The organism is Psychroflexus sp. MES1-P1E (genome assembly GCF_002836055.1).
GTDB lineage: Bacteria > Bacteroidota > Bacteroidia > Flavobacteriales > Flavobacteriaceae > Psychroflexus.
Genome location: NZ_PJBS01000149.1, coordinates 1 through 15,025 on the forward strand (window position 1 = coordinate 1; position 15,025 = coordinate 15,025).

Annotated in this window: 15 protein-coding genes; 1 reads left to right on the plus strand and 14 read right to left on the minus strand. The window is 36.8% G+C overall.

The window, feature by feature from the left end; all coding sequences use genetic code 11:
* Positions 1-32: 32 nt before the first annotated feature.
* From CXF67_RS04825 to CXF67_RS04840, 4 genes are all read right to left on the minus strand, one after another.
* Entirely contained in the window at positions 33-623 is a 591-nt protein-coding gene (locus CXF67_RS04825) for a hypothetical protein (protein WP_102087709.1), read from the minus strand.
* The gene (locus tag CXF67_RS04830; RefSeq protein ID WP_102087710.1) at positions 613-1,086 is read right to left on the minus strand and encodes an RNA polymerase sigma factor; all 474 of its coding nucleotides are present in this window, start codon (positions 1,084-1,086) and stop codon (positions 613-615) included. Before CXF67_RS04830 ends, CXF67_RS04825 begins: the two co-directional genes overlap by 11 nt.
* On the minus strand, positions 1,086-2,015 hold the full coding sequence (locus tag CXF67_RS04835) for an alpha/beta hydrolase (RefSeq protein WP_102087711.1): 930 nt from the start codon (positions 2,013-2,015) through the stop codon (positions 1,086-1,088). The genes CXF67_RS04830 and CXF67_RS04835 overlap by 1 nt, the downstream gene beginning before the upstream one ends.
* Positions 2,016-2,196: 181 nt before the next feature.
* Positions 2,197-2,679, minus strand: a complete 483-nt coding sequence (locus tag CXF67_RS04840) for a glycosyl-4,4'-diaponeurosporenoate acyltransferase CrtO family protein (protein WP_102087735.1) — start codon at positions 2,677-2,679, stop codon at positions 2,197-2,199.
* Positions 2,680-3,272: 593 nt separating this feature from the next.
* On the opposite strand from CXF67_RS04840, the gene hemN reads away from it, so the two are divergent.
* A complete protein-coding gene (gene hemN / locus CXF67_RS04845) occupies positions 3,273-4,643 on the plus strand; it encodes an oxygen-independent coproporphyrinogen III oxidase (protein WP_102087712.1) in 1,371 nt (456 codons plus the stop codon).
* A 613-nt stretch (positions 4,644-5,256) separates the two neighbouring features.
* Here hemN and CXF67_RS04850 read toward each other — a convergent pair.
* From CXF67_RS04850 to CXF67_RS04895, 10 genes are all read right to left on the minus strand, one after another.
* On the minus strand, positions 5,257-5,436 hold the full coding sequence (locus tag CXF67_RS04850) for a hypothetical protein (RefSeq protein WP_102087713.1): 180 nt from the start codon (positions 5,434-5,436) through the stop codon (positions 5,257-5,259).
* A gap of 30 nt (positions 5,437-5,466) precedes the next feature.
* Complete coding sequence (locus CXF67_RS04855) at positions 5,467-6,174, minus strand: sulfite exporter TauE/SafE family protein (protein ID WP_102087714.1); 708 nt, start codon at positions 6,172-6,174, stop codon at positions 5,467-5,469.
* A gap of 2 nt (positions 6,175-6,176) precedes the next feature.
* Positions 6,177-6,623 carry a FixH family protein gene (locus CXF67_RS04860; protein WP_102087715.1) on the minus strand — a complete coding sequence of 149 codons (447 nt, stop codon included), beginning with the start codon at positions 6,621-6,623 and terminating at the stop codon, positions 6,177-6,179.
* Between the two features lie 312 nt (positions 6,624-6,935).
* Positions 6,936-8,357: a cytochrome c oxidase accessory protein CcoG gene (gene ccoG, locus CXF67_RS04865; RefSeq protein ID WP_102087716.1), complete on the minus strand. Its 1,422-nt coding sequence runs from the start codon at positions 8,355-8,357 to the stop codon at positions 6,936-6,938.
* 79 nt (positions 8,358-8,436) lie between these two features.
* Complete coding sequence (locus CXF67_RS04870; RefSeq protein ID WP_102087717.1) at positions 8,437-8,733, minus strand: cupin domain-containing protein; 297 nt, start codon at positions 8,731-8,733, stop codon at positions 8,437-8,439.
* Between the two features lie 18 nt (positions 8,734-8,751).
* Positions 8,752-9,696: a cbb3-type cytochrome c oxidase N-terminal domain-containing protein gene (locus CXF67_RS04875; protein ID WP_102087718.1), complete on the minus strand. Its 945-nt coding sequence runs from the start codon at positions 9,694-9,696 to the stop codon at positions 8,752-8,754.
* On the minus strand, positions 9,693-9,881 hold the full coding sequence (locus tag CXF67_RS04880) for a CcoQ/FixQ family Cbb3-type cytochrome c oxidase assembly chaperone (RefSeq protein WP_015025042.1): 189 nt from the start codon (positions 9,879-9,881) through the stop codon (positions 9,693-9,695). Before CXF67_RS04880 ends, CXF67_RS04875 begins: the two co-directional genes overlap by 4 nt.
* Before the next feature lie 2 nt (positions 9,882-9,883).
* Positions 9,884-12,088, minus strand: a complete 2,205-nt coding sequence (ccoN, locus tag CXF67_RS04885) for a cytochrome-c oxidase, cbb3-type subunit I (RefSeq protein ID WP_102087719.1) — start codon at positions 12,086-12,088, stop codon at positions 9,884-9,886.
* A gap of 79 nt (positions 12,089-12,167) precedes the next feature.
* The gene (gene ccoS, locus CXF67_RS04890) at positions 12,168-12,395 is read right to left on the minus strand and encodes a cbb3-type cytochrome oxidase assembly protein CcoS (RefSeq protein WP_102087720.1); all 228 of its coding nucleotides are present in this window, start codon (positions 12,393-12,395) and stop codon (positions 12,168-12,170) included.
* Between the two features lie 190 nt (positions 12,396-12,585).
* On the minus strand, positions 12,586-15,018 hold the full coding sequence (locus tag CXF67_RS04895; RefSeq protein WP_102087721.1) for a heavy metal translocating P-type ATPase: 2,433 nt from the start codon (positions 15,016-15,018) through the stop codon (positions 12,586-12,588).
* Positions 15,019-15,025: the final 7 nt, after the last annotated feature.

The window sequence follows — 15,025 nt, forward strand, 5'->3', positions numbered from 1 at the left end:
TATTTATACGACATTATAAATTTAATTTGGTATTAGTCATTCATTTGATTATTCAATTTCTCAAATTCACCTAATAGTTTATTAAGTTTTGCATTTTGTTTTGTAATTGCTTTAGGTCTTACATAAAACCAATTGATCGCAAACCAAAATATGGTTATAGCATAGGTGATAATTCCCCAAGTAATTGTCATTTTAGAAACATATTCATACATATAGAGCCCAATTCCTAAAGCAAGAAGTATAAAATAGATACTTAACATTGTAGTTTGCTGGTATACTTGCATTTCTTTTAACTTTATAAGTTGTTGAAGGTATTCCTTACTATTGGGTTCTGTCTTATTCTTCGTCAGTAAAGAAAACTGTTTGTTAAAAGGCAGTAAAAATATAAGCATCGCTAACATAGTTAATATGATACCTATCTTAGTCGTTACTAATTCAGGTTGATAATAATACCAAATAAAGCCAATAAAAGCAATGGTTAGTAAAAGTGTAATGCTGACTAGTATGAGCTTTAAAAAGCTTCTGCTTTTTAGTTTATTTGCTTTGGTATAAAGAATTTCCACTTTTGGAGTTTCTATCTTTTGTGTATTCCATATTTTTTTTAAATCTATATCAGTTTCCATAATTCTTAAATTTTAGTGTTAATTTTTGTTTTATTCTATGAATCTTAACTCGAACGTTACCTTCAGAAAGACCGACAATTTCAGCTATTTCTTTTTGATTCATATCTTCTAGTTCCAATGATATGATGATTCGTTCCACTTCTTGTAGTTCTGAAATACAGTGATATAAAAACTGTATGTCCTTCTCTATGTTTGTGTCTAAAATTTCATCTTTAATCTCTACTGGTAATTCAGACTTAGGCATCTTGTTGTCTTTTTGAATTTGACGCAAACAGGTATTGGATGCAATTCTAAATATCCAAGTTCCAATAGAAGATTCGTTTCTAAACTTGGGTAATTGTTTCCAAACTTTAATAAATGTTTCTTGAGCTAAATCTTTCGCTACATCTGTATCATTTGCATAGCCCATACATAGCCTAAAAACCTTTTGCCAATATGTTTTATAGATAGTTTCAAAATTCATTATTCAGTCCATTTTTTTAATGCGTCAATAAATTTGGTTTGCTGATCTATAAAGAGGTTATGAGAACAGTTGTGTAAATATTCCAAATTATTTTCCCCAATTAAATTTTCAATAGTTCTGACTTGACTTTTTGAAAACAGACCATCATCTTTACCATATAAGCCGAAGACAGGTGTGCCATTCTTTACTATTTGTTTTAGATTGTCTTTTAAATCTAAAGTTGTATAGTTTTCATTTTGCCAAAATCCTCTTGGTGCTTCATAAGTCATTTGTGAACTATATTTTATAAGCAAAGTATCTGTTTTAAACATTGAATACCTATTTACAGCTTCTGTTGTTGGTTCTTTTGGATAATAAAATCCATTTTGCATAGCGTGACCAAAACAGTATGAACTGTACTCTATAGAGCTTTTATCCATTTTCTCTAACCTATTTATATAGTTGAGATTAACAGAATCTTTATTGCTAATGTAAATTGATTTTGATGATTTTAATATGGTTGAAAGTGTTTCTTGCATGGACAGCGGTGCTGAGACAAGAATAATAGATTTAGTATTATTTGGATGCTTTTCTGCATATAAGGTTGCAATTACACCACCGAAGCTATGTCCTATTAGTGTTGCTGATGTTAAATTGAAATTGTCGTAAATTGAATTTATATCATCAAAAGTTTCATTGAAAGTGAATTTTGCATTTTTATCTGTTGACCTTCCTTCACCACGTCTGTCATAAGAAATGACATAAAAACCATTTTCCGAAAGTTCCTGAGCTGTTGTTGCTTCAAAACCCACAGAATTATATCCTGGTCCACCATGGAGGAAGATGAGCGGCTTATCATTTGGATTACCAAATGCTTTTGAATAAATTGTTTGGGAGTTAACAACGAGTGTAGATAGTATAAATACGAATACTGTTAGTGTTTTTTTCATTTTGTTTCCTTTTAGTTTTCATTTAGAGACAAGGAATGTCAAAATGTTACAAATTATTTTTTTCAGGTTGTATATACCGTTGTTGTGTAAATAAGGTGAGTTGTGAGATTTATAAATTAAGTTAGCACATAAAATCCCGATGCTTCAGGATTCACAAATAAGCTAAAACCAGCAATTAATTTTATAGGGGGTTAGCTTCTTTTTTTATATTTCGTTTCATTAATTTGTTGATTCGTCTTTTATTTTCCTGCTGTAATAATGAAGGATATAAATTCATATAAATATTCGGGATCATCATTGTGAGTCCAAATACTAAGCTTAGTGTAAAACTTTTATAAATGGCAAAAACTGTCACAAAAATAAATCCGATTAAATGACTTATTTCTGAAAGGGTCATTTCATTTCGTATTTCGGTTAAATCAACTTTTCTGTTTTCTAACTTAATTTTCTGATTAAAAAATTTGAAAAATGTATTTTTCACAATCCACTTAAAATAACCGATTCCAATATTTTTATTTAGAGCTTTACTTTCAATAAAGTTCAGATTTGATAGTGTCTTATAATATTCAGTTTTAACAAGAATACCGTTAAGTACCATTCCGACTATCCAAGATATAAATGATATTGATATTCCAAATATAAAACCTAATAGTAAGTGTTTCATTGTCATTTTTTAAATTGTAGCTATCCTGAAGATAACACAACAAATCGGGTTATCCTTATTTTAGTAATGACATAAATTTAGTAATTTTTTCGTTATCTTATAGGTCTTAACATTAAAAACAGGCTTTAATAAACGGTGAAATCTTGGAAGCCATTACTCTTCAACTCTTAGTGTTGCTAAACTTCAAAATAAGCATATAATCACAGAATCTTCACCATAACACCCCTCCAAGATAGATGTTGAAAGCTAAGATGGAGTATTAAGAAATGTAGTGTAGAGCATGAAATAGAGTTGCGAACAAATTCAGAATAAATTCTTTTCAAAAGCATACAATGAATTTAATCCAGAGACCATTTGTACTTAAAAGAGGTTAGACCAACTCCCTTAATTTTAAACTTTAGTGGGTATACCCTTATAGCCATACCTTAAAAACTCAAGCTCTTATTTACCATTAAAATCTTTTTGTAAACTGATGAAAGTCATCGAAAACTCGAGACATCCCTCCTATTTTTGTATTTAGCTAAGAAGCCTTAAGCCAAGTTATTTTTAAAATAAAACACCGCTTAATTGGTAATTATCACAACTCAAAGACTATGACTACAAAAAACAGACTTGTCTCAAAATACAATGTCCCAGGCCCTCGATATACGAGCTACCCTACTGTTCCCTATTGGGATGAGAGAAGCTTTACAGTCGACAAATGGAAAGATAGCCTACAGAGAGGATTGGGAGTTACACCTAAAGCAAAACATATTAGCCTCTATATCCACTTACCCTTTTGTGAGAGCATGTGCACCTTCTGCGGATGTACAAAGCGAATTACCAAAAATCACACTCTAGAACTGCCCTATATTAAGGCTTTACTTAAAGAACTTTCTATGTATAGTGAGGTTCTGGGAGATGGACTAGTCATTCAGCAACTCCATCTAGGGGGAGGAACGCCAACTTTCTTTTCTGTCGAAAATTTGGAGGAATTGCTAATGGGTATTTTTAAAATAGCAGATAAGACGGCGGATTGCGAATTCAGTTTTGAAGGCCATCCTAACAATACAACAAAAGAGCACCTAGAAATGTTTAACCATAACGGTTTCACTAGAGTATGTTACGGTGTTCAAGATTATAATGAAACCGTGCAAAAAGCCATCAATCGCATTCAAGCTTTCGAGCATGTAGAACAGGCTACAAAAACGGCTCGCGAAGCGGGTTTCTCCTCTGTGGGACACGATATTATTTTTGGGCTGCCTTTCCAAACACAGGAGCACGTCCTCCATACTATAGAACAGACCATTGCGTTAATGCCAGATCGTATTGCCTTCTACAGTTATGCTCATGTGCCGTGGATAAAAGGAAATGGACAACGTGGCTATAGCGAAGAAAACTTACCTACGCCAGAGCAAAAACGCTTGCAATACGAAACTGGTAAAAAGGGATTGCTAGAGGCTGGTTACGTAGAGATAGGTATGGATCATTTTGCCTTAAAAACAGATGAACTTTATAAAGCGCAACAAAAAGGACAGATCCATCGTAATTTTATGGGTTATAGCTCTTCAAAAACCGATGTCATGATAGGTCTCGGAGTTTCTGCCATTGGAGATAGCTGGTATGGCTTTGCGCAGAATGTGAAGACCTTAAAAGACTATTATGAGTTGCTGCGAAAGGACACTTTACCCTTACTGCGTGGTCACCTATTAACTGAGGAAGACCTCATCATCCGTAAACATATTCTCAACTTAATGTGCAGTTTCAAAACCTCATGGGAAGAGGAACCTCTTCAAATCCCTCAAATGGAGGATATCGTGTTTAAGCTTTCAGAAATGGAGGCAGACGGATTGGTAGACATAGCTGAAGATAGTATTACCGTTACCGAAGCAGGAAAGCCCTTTGTACGCAATGTATGTTTGCCATTTGACCTGAGATTGCAACGTAAAAAACCAAAAACTAAATTGTTCTCAATGACTGTTTAATTCTATGTTTAAAATTTAGTCAAAAAGAGGAGTTCAAAATAAAGCACACTTCCGTTCTGAAGCTGCTTCAAAGCAGCTAGCCATTAAAATTGTGCATTGTCCGTTAACATCGCTAAACATTAATTAGCCGACTATCGCTTTGCCCCACCAATAATTATAGAGACTAAAGGATGACTCTATTGTAAAAACCAGTAACTGACTTGGGATTTTTGCTCCCTTTAGGGGGGTGGAGCAACAAAAGCTAGGCAAGGTTATGCGGGGATTTTTAATCACCAGGACAGAAAACAGACATGCCATTAGATTTAGTTCAAAAATCTTAAAAAAGTCTATAAAAAACACATAAATCTTCCTCCCATGTCTAGAATTTAGAAATGGGAATCAAATTAAAATAACAAAAATTAAGAGGTGAGAAAGCTCTATTTTTAGTGGAGCTTCACTCTTTTTGGTGCTTTTCTGTATCTTTATAGCGCAATCGTTTTTTTTTAGCTTGCAAGTTTTTCCTTTGCTGATTTTGTAAATCAGGAATGTTACATTGCCTATAAATGGCAATACCCTAAATACGACATTCTACCCTCCCAGGCCATCAGTCTCAAAGTACTAGTGTAGATAATACTTAAGGATTTGAATTTGTATGCTTAGATTCTTTTGTCGTATCATCGGTGTTCGGTGCCTTTTTATCGCTGCTTGCAAGACTAAAAATTACGGCTACAAGAAGGATACAAACCACAGCAAAAACAGCAATCATGATTGTTCCTAGCCCCCAATTAACAAGTGGTAAAAAATGTGTGTTCATAAGAAAGTGTTTTAAGTTTATATGTAAAAATTAATGACAAGAGTGTTCTGCAGAGACCTGTTCTATAGACACTATTTCTGCGGGAGATATATATGGAATTCCAAGACCTAATCCTCTCAAAATAAAGAGCACTCCAACAATCACAACAAATACAGGTATCACCTTCAAGATGCGTTGTTTAAAAGTAGCGTTTAAGAAATTGCCTAAATAGGTTGCTGTTGTCATGAGAGGAATTGTTCCCAATCCAAAAAACACCATATACACTCCACCTTCAAAAGCACTTCCGGCAGCAATGCTAGCAAAAACCGCCATATAGACCAAACCACAAGGTAAAAATCCATTTAGGAAACCAATGGTAAAGAAACTATCCATCGACTTCCGCTTCAATTCTGAACCAAGAGCACTTTTCACTTTACCGACCCATCTGTACATAAAGGAAGAGCCGTTATACCGCCTAAATAATTTTGAAGGTACCAGAATTGCTAATACCATCAAGACCCCTACAGCAACGGAAATGTACTGCTGGAATCCAAATAAATCCAGGCGTCTGCCCAAAAAACCAAACAGCAACCCAATAGTGCCGTAAGTCAATAATCTTCCCACATGATAACTCATTATTTGCAGCATCCGTTTTACGGGATTATGACGATCCACAGGTAGCAAAAACGCTATAGGACCGCACATTCCCACACAGTGGAAACTTCCTAACAAACCGAATATGAGTGCTGAAATCAACATACCTAATAGGTTATCTCCTTTTTAAAACGAAATTTTTTTTCTTCATACTCCCAATCTATCGTAATATTCCATCGGCCTTCTAGTAAAAATTCATCAGGAATAAGAAAATTGGAATCTGTAAGTTCTAGTGGAAGTTCAAAATCCAGTTTTTTACTGGATGTTCTATAAAGGAACACCATTCCTTCTATTTTCTTAGGATCATAAGTTTCTGGAAACTCAAGCCCATAGCCCTTCGTATTTTTTTGTCCTATAATCTGCTCTTCCATGGCCATAGAATTCTGCCGCGCATAAATATCGTCTTGCAACTCCATTTCTTTTTGGTAATACCCATCGGTGACTAAATCATGCTCAAGATTATGATCGGTTGTCATTTTATACACCAAAATGAGAATAAAGCCTATAAAAATAACCATTCCAATGACTAGTCCAGTTCCCCAATTTATTTTCATAATTCCTATTTTTTGGTATTTTGCTTTTCAGCATCGAGTTTTGAGCACATCCCTTTAGCCTTACATAATGGATTCTTTCCTGATTGACCATTTTTGCAGCCTTGGCAGCAATCCTTCTTAATCTTTTCCTTCATCCTGACTTAATTTATATTGATTTAATTTATATTGATTTTTACTGTTTTGGGCGTGCCCTTTTTTCGCAAAAGCATCAAAAAGGTCAGGCTATACGTTGCAAGTCCTCACTCTCCAGAAAGCCTTCAGGAGAGCTGTGGGCTTTCCACTACTATCCCTCACGCCTTTTAAAACTCCGAATTACTTATAAGTCTGCGGTCCTAAAAAGGCTGTTCGCGTCGTTTCAATCTGTTCATCTCCGCTAAATACTGCTATAACAACTTTATCCTTATCACCACTCAGTGAACCCGGATTCAATTCAACAAAAAGCGTCCCTTCTGCCATACCACCTGCAGGAATTGTAAAGGTGTCTCGGCTTACTATTTCAACGCTTCCCTTATGAGACATCAGTTCAAAACGCACATCTTCAATGTCCGTGTTCGTTTTATTAATAAGTTTATAGGTGTACACATTGCTTATAAGGTTATCTGCCTTATACTCATAGAGCTGTCCAGGTAGTCTAAAGATATCCGCTTCTACATCGTTACGTAAAAAAAGCATCCCTACCAGCACCGAAACCAGTATCCCCAAGACCACGGTATATCCTTTTAAACGCGGAGTGAATTCAAATTTTGTTTTCTTTTCTATATTCTCCTCACTAGCATAGCGAATTAGACCTTTAGGGAGATCCACCGCTTCCATTATAATATTACAAGCATCTATACAGGCTGTACAGTTAACGCATTCCAGTTGGGTACCGTTCCGTATATCTATTCCAGTAGGACATACATCTACACATTGATGGCAATCTATACAGTCCCCTTTTCCCGAAGTTTCACGATCTTCGTTTTTCTTTAATTTGGCACGTCCCTCATCCTTTTCTCCACGTTTATGATCGTAGGCAACAACAATAGATTTATCATCGAGTAAGGCGCCCTGCAACCTTCCGTAAGGACAAACGATAATACACACCTGCTCTCTAAACCAGGCAAATACAAAATAGAACACTCCTGTAAAGATCACTAGCGAAATCAAAGTACTTAAATGTTCCATGGGTCCGTCTGTGATGTATCGTAGTAAGCGATTACTCCCTATGAGATAGGCTAAGAAAACATTGGCAATTAAAAAGGAAATCACAAAAAAAACAAACCATTTCAAAGAACGCTTACGGATTTTCTCTTTATTCCAAGGCATTTTCGCGAGACGCTTTTGCTTTCCTCGGTCGCCATCTATCCAATATTCAATCCTACGAAATACCATTTCCATAAAAATAGTTTGTGGACAGATCCAGCCGCAGAAGAGTCTTCCAAAGGCAACTGTAAAAAGAATAACGAAAACGACACCAGTAAGCATCATGATCACAAAAATGTAAAAATCCTGAGGCCAGAAAGGGAATCCAAAAATATTGAACCGCCGTTCTAAAACATTAAATAACAAAAATTGATGCCCACCAATTTTAATAAAGGGTGCCGCAAATAGGAAAGTTAAAAGCACATAACTCACATATTTTCGGTATTCGTACCATTTACCAACAGGTTTTTTTGGAAAAATCCAGGCTCTATCTCCTTCTTCATTTAGCGTTCCAATGGTATCCCTAAAATTATCCTTGCCTTGTTCTGCCATTATTTTATGTTTTGCCGATATAGATCAGTATTTAAATTTTGAGCTTTTGGAGCTTTAGATTCTTTATCCTTAAGACGGCCTATCCCTCAGTTAAAAAAAGTAGAACTAGTGCATCGTCCCGGGCCACAAGACTATGTCTTAGGTTCAGAGGAATATCATAACTCTCAAAACAAGCATAACGCCTACTTTCTGTTTCAGTGTTAAAATCAATTTCACCTTGTACAACCATTAACTTAGCTTTACAAGGCGCTGAGTGTTCTGCCAATTCCACCCCACGTCCTAAACCTATAGCGATGATGGTCGTATCTCCTCCTTTGTAAATAGTTTTGATGACAGGCTGATCACTTACCTTTAACTTTTCTGCTATTTCTTTCATATTTAAGCTTCAGTATTACTATTCTTTAATTATATCTTCAGTCACAGGCTGATCTTTTATCATCGCCTCTACGTCTTCTACAGACGCCATTGGGTCTACCCAAATTTCACCTTGTGGTTCTTTTGGATCTGAAGGATTGGTGCCATGTAAGCTTAAGACATAGCTGGCTACCTGTGCCATTTCAGCGGGCTTCAATTCAGCCTTCCAAGACACCATGCCTTTACCAGCACGACCCCCTTCAGAAATAACCTTAAATACATTTTTAATTCCTCCACCTAATATCCAATGGTCATCGGTAAGGTTTGGACCTATACCACCACCGCCATCTACCTTGTGGCAGGCGACGCAATTACTAGTAAAAATACCCTCACCAGCATCTAAGTCACTAGCTTCAGTAAGTCTTACGACTGTATTTATATCGACAAGATCCTTTGCTGTCCTTTTGTAGTCTTCGATTTCAATTTTCGCTTCGGCTAAAGCAATTTGATATTCTTCAATTTGATCGGTACCGTCAAAAACATGGTAACGAACCATATAAACTATAGCAAAAATGATAGTCGCATAAAATCCGTAAACCCACCATGGTGGTAATTTGTTATTCAGTTCGCGAATACCATCATAGTTATGATCCAAAACAATCTCACCCTCTTCTTCTACAGGTTTGGTTCCCAGCAGGTTTTTGTAAGTGGTCTTGATCCAACTGAACTGGTTTTCTTTGGCCAGAGCAAGGTCCTCATCGTATTTTGCCTGTTTTTCAGGGTTTAGACTTCTATACAATATGCTGCTTAGTGCTGCAATACAGACTTCACCAGCAATGTAAATAAGCATGAGTATTCCGTACGCTCCCCACAACCAAGGCTTCTCTATAAATATTGAAACCTCCCCTGTTGTCCCACTATAATTCAGGAATAAAAACCCGAAAATTGCAAAGCCTGATAGTCTTAAAAATGCTGCGGTCTTCATAAGATGTCATCTTTTGGGTTATTCTCTAAAGGAATATTACTTACTTCTTGAATATGCTCCTTTTTGGTAGTGAATACCCACCAGAAAAGAGCAACAAAGAAAACGAAGAATATGACTAAGGAAATAATAGGGTAGATCTCTACGCCATCTATATTTTCCAAATTGCCTTTTATATATTTCAACATAATTATTGGTTTTTGGTTAATGTGACTTCGTCTGGTGACTTAATTTTAAGATCCGTTCCCAACCTTTGCAGGTAGGCGATAAGAGCGACAACTTCACGGTTACGCATTTCTACAAAATCTTCTCCATTTTCTGCAGCATACTTTTTATCGGCTTCATACGTTTTTACAAAATCGGGATCTGCATATAGATTTTTCTCAATTTGCGCGCCTTGTTCTGCCATCCATTCTTGAGCCCGCTCTACCTCTTCCAAACTATAAGGAACTCCAAGTGTAATCATAGCTTCCATTTTGTCTTCCGTCTGACTCTTATCAAGTTTGCTGTTGATGAGCCATTTATAGGATGGCATTATAGAACCTGACGAGGTGCTTTGTGGATCGTAGAAGTGATTTAAGTGCCAGTTGTCACTGTATTTTCCACCAACACGAAACAGATCTGGCCCTGTTCGCTTACTTCCCCATAGGAAAGGATGGTCGTAGACATATTCTCCAGATCTCGAATAATCTCCATAGCGTTCTACCTCACTTCGGAAGGGACGTATCATCTGCGAATGGCAAGACACACAACCTTCTCGTATATAAAGATCTCGACCTTCAAGCTCTAAGGGGGTATACGGTTTTACAGTAGATATAATGGGGACATAATCGTCTACAATCAGTGAGGGTATAATTTGCGCCATACCTCCTATTAAAATAGCGATAGTCGCAAAAATGGTGAGTTTCACTGGTCGTCTTTCCAACCATGAGTGGTAACCTTCTTTAGCAGTCCGCTTTCTAGTCACTCTTTGTAGTGGTTCAGCTTCTGCTAATTCGTCGGTAACCTCGCCTCCTTGTCTCACGGTTCTTACAACATTATAAAGCATCACAAAGGCTCCTAGAATATAGAGAGTTCCCCCTATTGCCCGCATCCAATACATAGGAACGATTTCATTAAGTGTTTCCAAAAAGTTACCATACATAAGGGTTCCATCTGGGTTGAATTGCTTCCACATAGACGCTTGTACAAATCCTGCAACATACATGGGTAAGGCGTACATAATAATACCTAAGGTCCCCACCCAAAAGTGAACATTGGCTAGTTTGATAGACCATAATGACGTTTTGAAAAGTCGAGGCACCAACCAATATATCATACCAAAAGTCAAGAATCCATTCCAGCCTAAGGCACCCACGTGAACGTGTGCAATAATCCAGTCGCTATAATGAGCAATGGCGTTTACATTTTTAAGCGAAAGCAAAGGACCTTCAAAGGTTGCCATACCATAACAAGTAATAGCTACTACCATAAATTTAAGAACTGGATCGGTACGCACTTTATCCCAAGCCCCCCGTAAGGTTAAAAGTCCATTTATCATACCACCCCAAGACGGAGCAATAAGCATGATGGAAAAAGCTACACCCAGATTTTGTGCCCAATCTGGTAATGCCGTGTATAACAAGTGGTGAGGTCCTGCCCAGATGTAGATAAAAATCAACGACCAAAAGTGAACGATAGAAAGTTTGTAAGAATATACAGGTCTATTTGCCGCTTTAGGCACAAAGTAATACATCAAGCCAAGGAATGGGGTAGTAAGAAAGAATGCAACCGCATTATGTCCATACCACCATTGTACCAAAGCATCTTGAACTCCTGCATAGACCGAGTAACTTTTTAAAATACTAATAGGCAATTCTACACTGTTTATAATATGAAGAACAGCCACAGTCACAAAAGTTGCTAAGTAGAACCAAATTGCTACATAGAGATGCCGCTGTCTTCTTTTTAGAATAGTCCCTATTAAGTTGGCGCCAAACGCTACCCAGATAACTGCAATGGCAATATCAAAAGGCCATTCTAGCTCTGCATACTCTTTAGAAGTGGTGTAGCCTAATGGTAGAGTGATTGCCGCACCAACTATGATGGCTTGCCAACCCCAATAGTTAAGGTTGCTCAACCAGTCTTTCCACATACGTGCTTTTAACAAACGCTGTGAAGAATAATAAACCCCAGCAAAGATGGCATTACCTACAAAGGCAAAGATAACAGCATTGGTGTGAAGTGGGCGTAACCGCCCAAAACTCAACCACGAAATTCCGTCTGTTACATTTGGAAATAAAAACATAAAGGCCAGCAATAGTCCAACGGTCATTCCTACAATACCCCAAAATATGGTGGCATTTACGAACTTCTTCACGATCTTATTATCGTAGTAAAATTGTTCTGTTTGCATATTCTATGAGTTGATGAATTAAGTTGATTTTAAAATTTGAGTGTTGGTTTTGAAATATAAATACCTCAGCACCTCCTTCTTATTTAGGTGAAGTAGTTTCAGATTTGCTTGCGTCTTTTTTTGATTTTTCTCCATTTAGCTTTCCTTTTTGATCCTTAGTCTTTACCAATTCATTATCAAAAAGCATACGTACTGAAGGAGTATAGGTGTCATCGTACTGCCCCTTTTTTACAGAATACACAAAAGCGATAAAAAAAATAATAGCGACTGAAACACTTACGCTAATCAGTAAATAAATGATGCTCATACCTAGTTTAATTATGTTGTAAAAATATCATGATGATTATCCTTAAAAGATGACTTTTGTCAGTCGTTGATAAATAGTTAAAAAAAATAACATTTATCAGTATCTTATAACCGTCCAAATTGATTCTCGTCGATAGGTTCCGACTCAAAATTGACTTTTCAACACCTTCATTGTTTATCTTGTTTTAAATTCAAAAATTGAATCTCCTACCTAATAAAAAAGTGCTAAGTGTTGTGAAAATGACAATACTGATGGAGCTTAATGGCATCAAGATAGCCGCTACCACAGGAGATAAATTACCCGTAAGTGCAAAGCCGAGGCCTATGGTATTATAAAATAAAGAAAAGATAAAGGCGTATTGAATGACGCGTACAGATGCTTTTGAAAGCGACATAAAAGCGGTTAATTCCTTTAATTTATTCGCATCAATAATCCCATCGCAAGCTGGAGAAAATACGTTCACATTTTCAGAAACAGCTATACCGATATTACTTTGAGCTAAGGCTCCGGCATCATTAAGACCATCACCTATCATCATTACTTTTTTTCCGTGTTGTTGAAGCGCTTCTATGAAATTTAATTTGTCATCGGGTTTTTGATTGAACTTCAATTGTGCCGATTTTGGTAAGATACTTTTGAGATAGTTTTTTTCACCATCATTATCACCGGAGAGTATAACCAGCTCTGCTGTGTTCCTCATTCCCGAAAATAAGGTCTCCATACCTTCCCTATACTTGTTATAAAAGACGTAAAAGCCTTTGTATTTATCATTAGTACTTACGTGTACTTGTGTATTTGTAGCATTTTCTTCTTGCTCCCCACGACCTACAAAAGCATAGCTACCAGCCTTTACACTCGTACTACCGTAAACCCCATAAACCCCCTTTCCTGATACTTCGCTAAAATTATCTAACGTAGAAATACCCTGACTTTGAAGCATTTCATACAATGCCCTGCTTAAAGGGTGGTTGGACGCCCTTAAAGTACTCGCAAGAACTTGTTGCTCGTTTTCGGTGAGTGTTACTCCTTTATAAACGATCAGATTCTTCTGGTGTGACGTCAGTGTTCCTGTCTTGTCAAAAACCACCGTGTCAATTTGAGCCATTTGCTCGATAAGACTACTGTCTTTGAGGTACAGCTGTTGTTTACCAAAAATACGCAACATATTACCTAGCGTAAAAGGAGCCGCTAAAGCAATGGCACAAGGACAGGCTACAATTAAAACCGCAGTGAACACATTGAAGGCTTTTGAAGGATCTAAAATGATCCAAATGATCCCAGCAACAAAGGCTATGCTTAAAATACTAATGGTAAAGCGACGGCTAATCTGGTCGGTTAGGTTTTCGAAAGTGGTGGCTTTGGTCTTGCTAAACACTTTATTATTCCAAAGTTGAGTAAGATAGCTTTGCTCAACAGCTTTGGTCACTTCTATTTCTATGATTCCAGCTTTTTGCTTCCCTCCTGCATAGATTTTATCACCTAAATTTTTAGCAACTGGAGCCGCTTCCCCAGTGACAAAACTATAATCGATTAATGCATTTCCCTTCATTAAAATTCCATCTGTTGGAATAAGCTCGTGATTTCGAATCAAGATACGATCCCCGGGTTTGACTTCGTAAACAGGAGTTTGAAGTTCACTTTGTTTTGTTTTAGTAGGTTGACTTTGGATATCACAAGTGTCTTCAGCAACAGCAGTCTCGCTTTTAATAAGCTGGGTGACTGCAATGGGGAAATAGGATTTGTAGTCTCGCTCAAAAGATAAAAAAGCATACGTTTTTTGCTGAAAAAACTTTCCTAGCAGTAAAAAAAATACCAAACCTACCATACTATCGAAAAAACCTGTCCCCCAATCCATTATTATTTCTAAGGTAGAGCGAAGGAATAATACCAGAATTCCAATAGCAATAGGGACGTCTATGTTTAAAATCCCAACACGCAAGCCTTTAAAGGCTGATATAAAGTAATCTCTCGCAGAGTAGAACACCACCGGTAATGCAAAAGCAAACATCAACCAACGAAATAAAAATTTAAACTCGTCTAGCCAGAACTCATTCACTTCAAAATATTCTGGAAAGGACAAAAACATAATATTACCAAAGGCAAACCCTGCAACACCGAGTTTATAGATGAGAGATCGGTCTATGTTTTTTTCTTTTTTACTGAAATCTTCCAAAGATATGTTGGGTTCATAGCCAATTCTACATAATAAAAGAACTAATTCCTTCAAGCTGATCTCTGAAGAATCATAAGAAATACAAATAGATTTTTGAGGAAAATTTACTAAACCACTTTTAACGGCGGGGTGGAGCTTATCTAAGTTTTCGAGCACCCAAATGCAAGAGCTACAATGAATGTTTGGGATTACAAATGAAACAACTTGTGTCTCCTGCTCGTCGAACTCCAATAACTGATCTATAATATTTTGATTATCCAGATAATCAAAACGGTCTTCAAAATCTAGAGGGGTTTTACCTGGAGTAGCCTGGAGATCGTAATAATAAGTAAGATCATTCTCGTTGAGAATGTCAAACACAGTTTTGCAACCATTGCAACAGAAATATTTCTCTTGATGTACAATTGCTGGATCAGGGCAAGCATCGCCACAGTGATAACAAGTTTCCATAATTCAC

Coding starts and splice junctions, on each gene's coding strand:
- CXF67_RS04825 (WP_102087709.1), bottom strand. CDS start 623: ATGGAAACTGATATAGATTTAAAAAAAATATGGAATACACAAAAGATA.
- CXF67_RS04830 (WP_102087710.1), bottom strand. CDS start 1,086: ATGAATTTTGAAACTATCTATAAAACATATTGGCAAAAGGTTTTTAGG.
- CXF67_RS04835 (WP_102087711.1), bottom strand. CDS start 2,015: ATGAAAAAAACACTAACAGTATTCGTATTTATACTATCTACACTCGTT.
- CXF67_RS04840 (WP_102087735.1), bottom strand. CDS start 2,679: ATGAAACACTTACTATTAGGTTTTATATTTGGAATATCAATATCATTT.
- hemN (WP_102087712.1), top strand. CDS start 3,273: ATGACTACAAAAAACAGACTTGTCTCAAAATACAATGTCCCAGGCCCT.
- CXF67_RS04850 (WP_102087713.1), bottom strand. CDS start 5,436: ATGAACACACATTTTTTACCACTTGTTAATTGGGGGCTAGGAACAATC.
- CXF67_RS04855 (WP_102087714.1), bottom strand. CDS start 6,174: ATGTTGATTTCAGCACTCATATTCGGTTTGTTAGGAAGTTTCCACTGT.
- CXF67_RS04860 (WP_102087715.1), bottom strand. CDS start 6,623: ATGAAAATAAATTGGGGAACTGGACTAGTCATTGGAATGGTTATTTTT.
- ccoG (WP_102087716.1), bottom strand. CDS start 8,357: ATGGCAGAACAAGGCAAGGATAATTTTAGGGATACCATTGGAACGCTA.
- CXF67_RS04870 (WP_102087717.1), bottom strand. CDS start 8,733: ATGAAAGAAATAGCAGAAAAGTTAAAGGTAAGTGATCAGCCTGTCATC.
- CXF67_RS04875 (WP_102087718.1), bottom strand. CDS start 9,696: ATGAAGACCGCAGCATTTTTAAGACTATCAGGCTTTGCAATTTTCGGG.
- CXF67_RS04880 (WP_015025042.1), bottom strand. CDS start 9,881: ATGTTGAAATATATAAAAGGCAATTTGGAAAATATAGATGGCGTAGAG.
- ccoN (WP_102087719.1), bottom strand. CDS start 12,088: ATGCAAACAGAACAATTTTACTACGATAATAAGATCGTGAAGAAGTTC.
- ccoS (WP_102087720.1), bottom strand. CDS start 12,395: ATGAGCATCATTTATTTACTGATTAGCGTAAGTGTTTCAGTCGCTATT.
- CXF67_RS04895 (WP_102087721.1), bottom strand. CDS start 15,018: ATGGAAACTTGTTATCACTGTGGCGATGCTTGCCCTGATCCAGCAATT.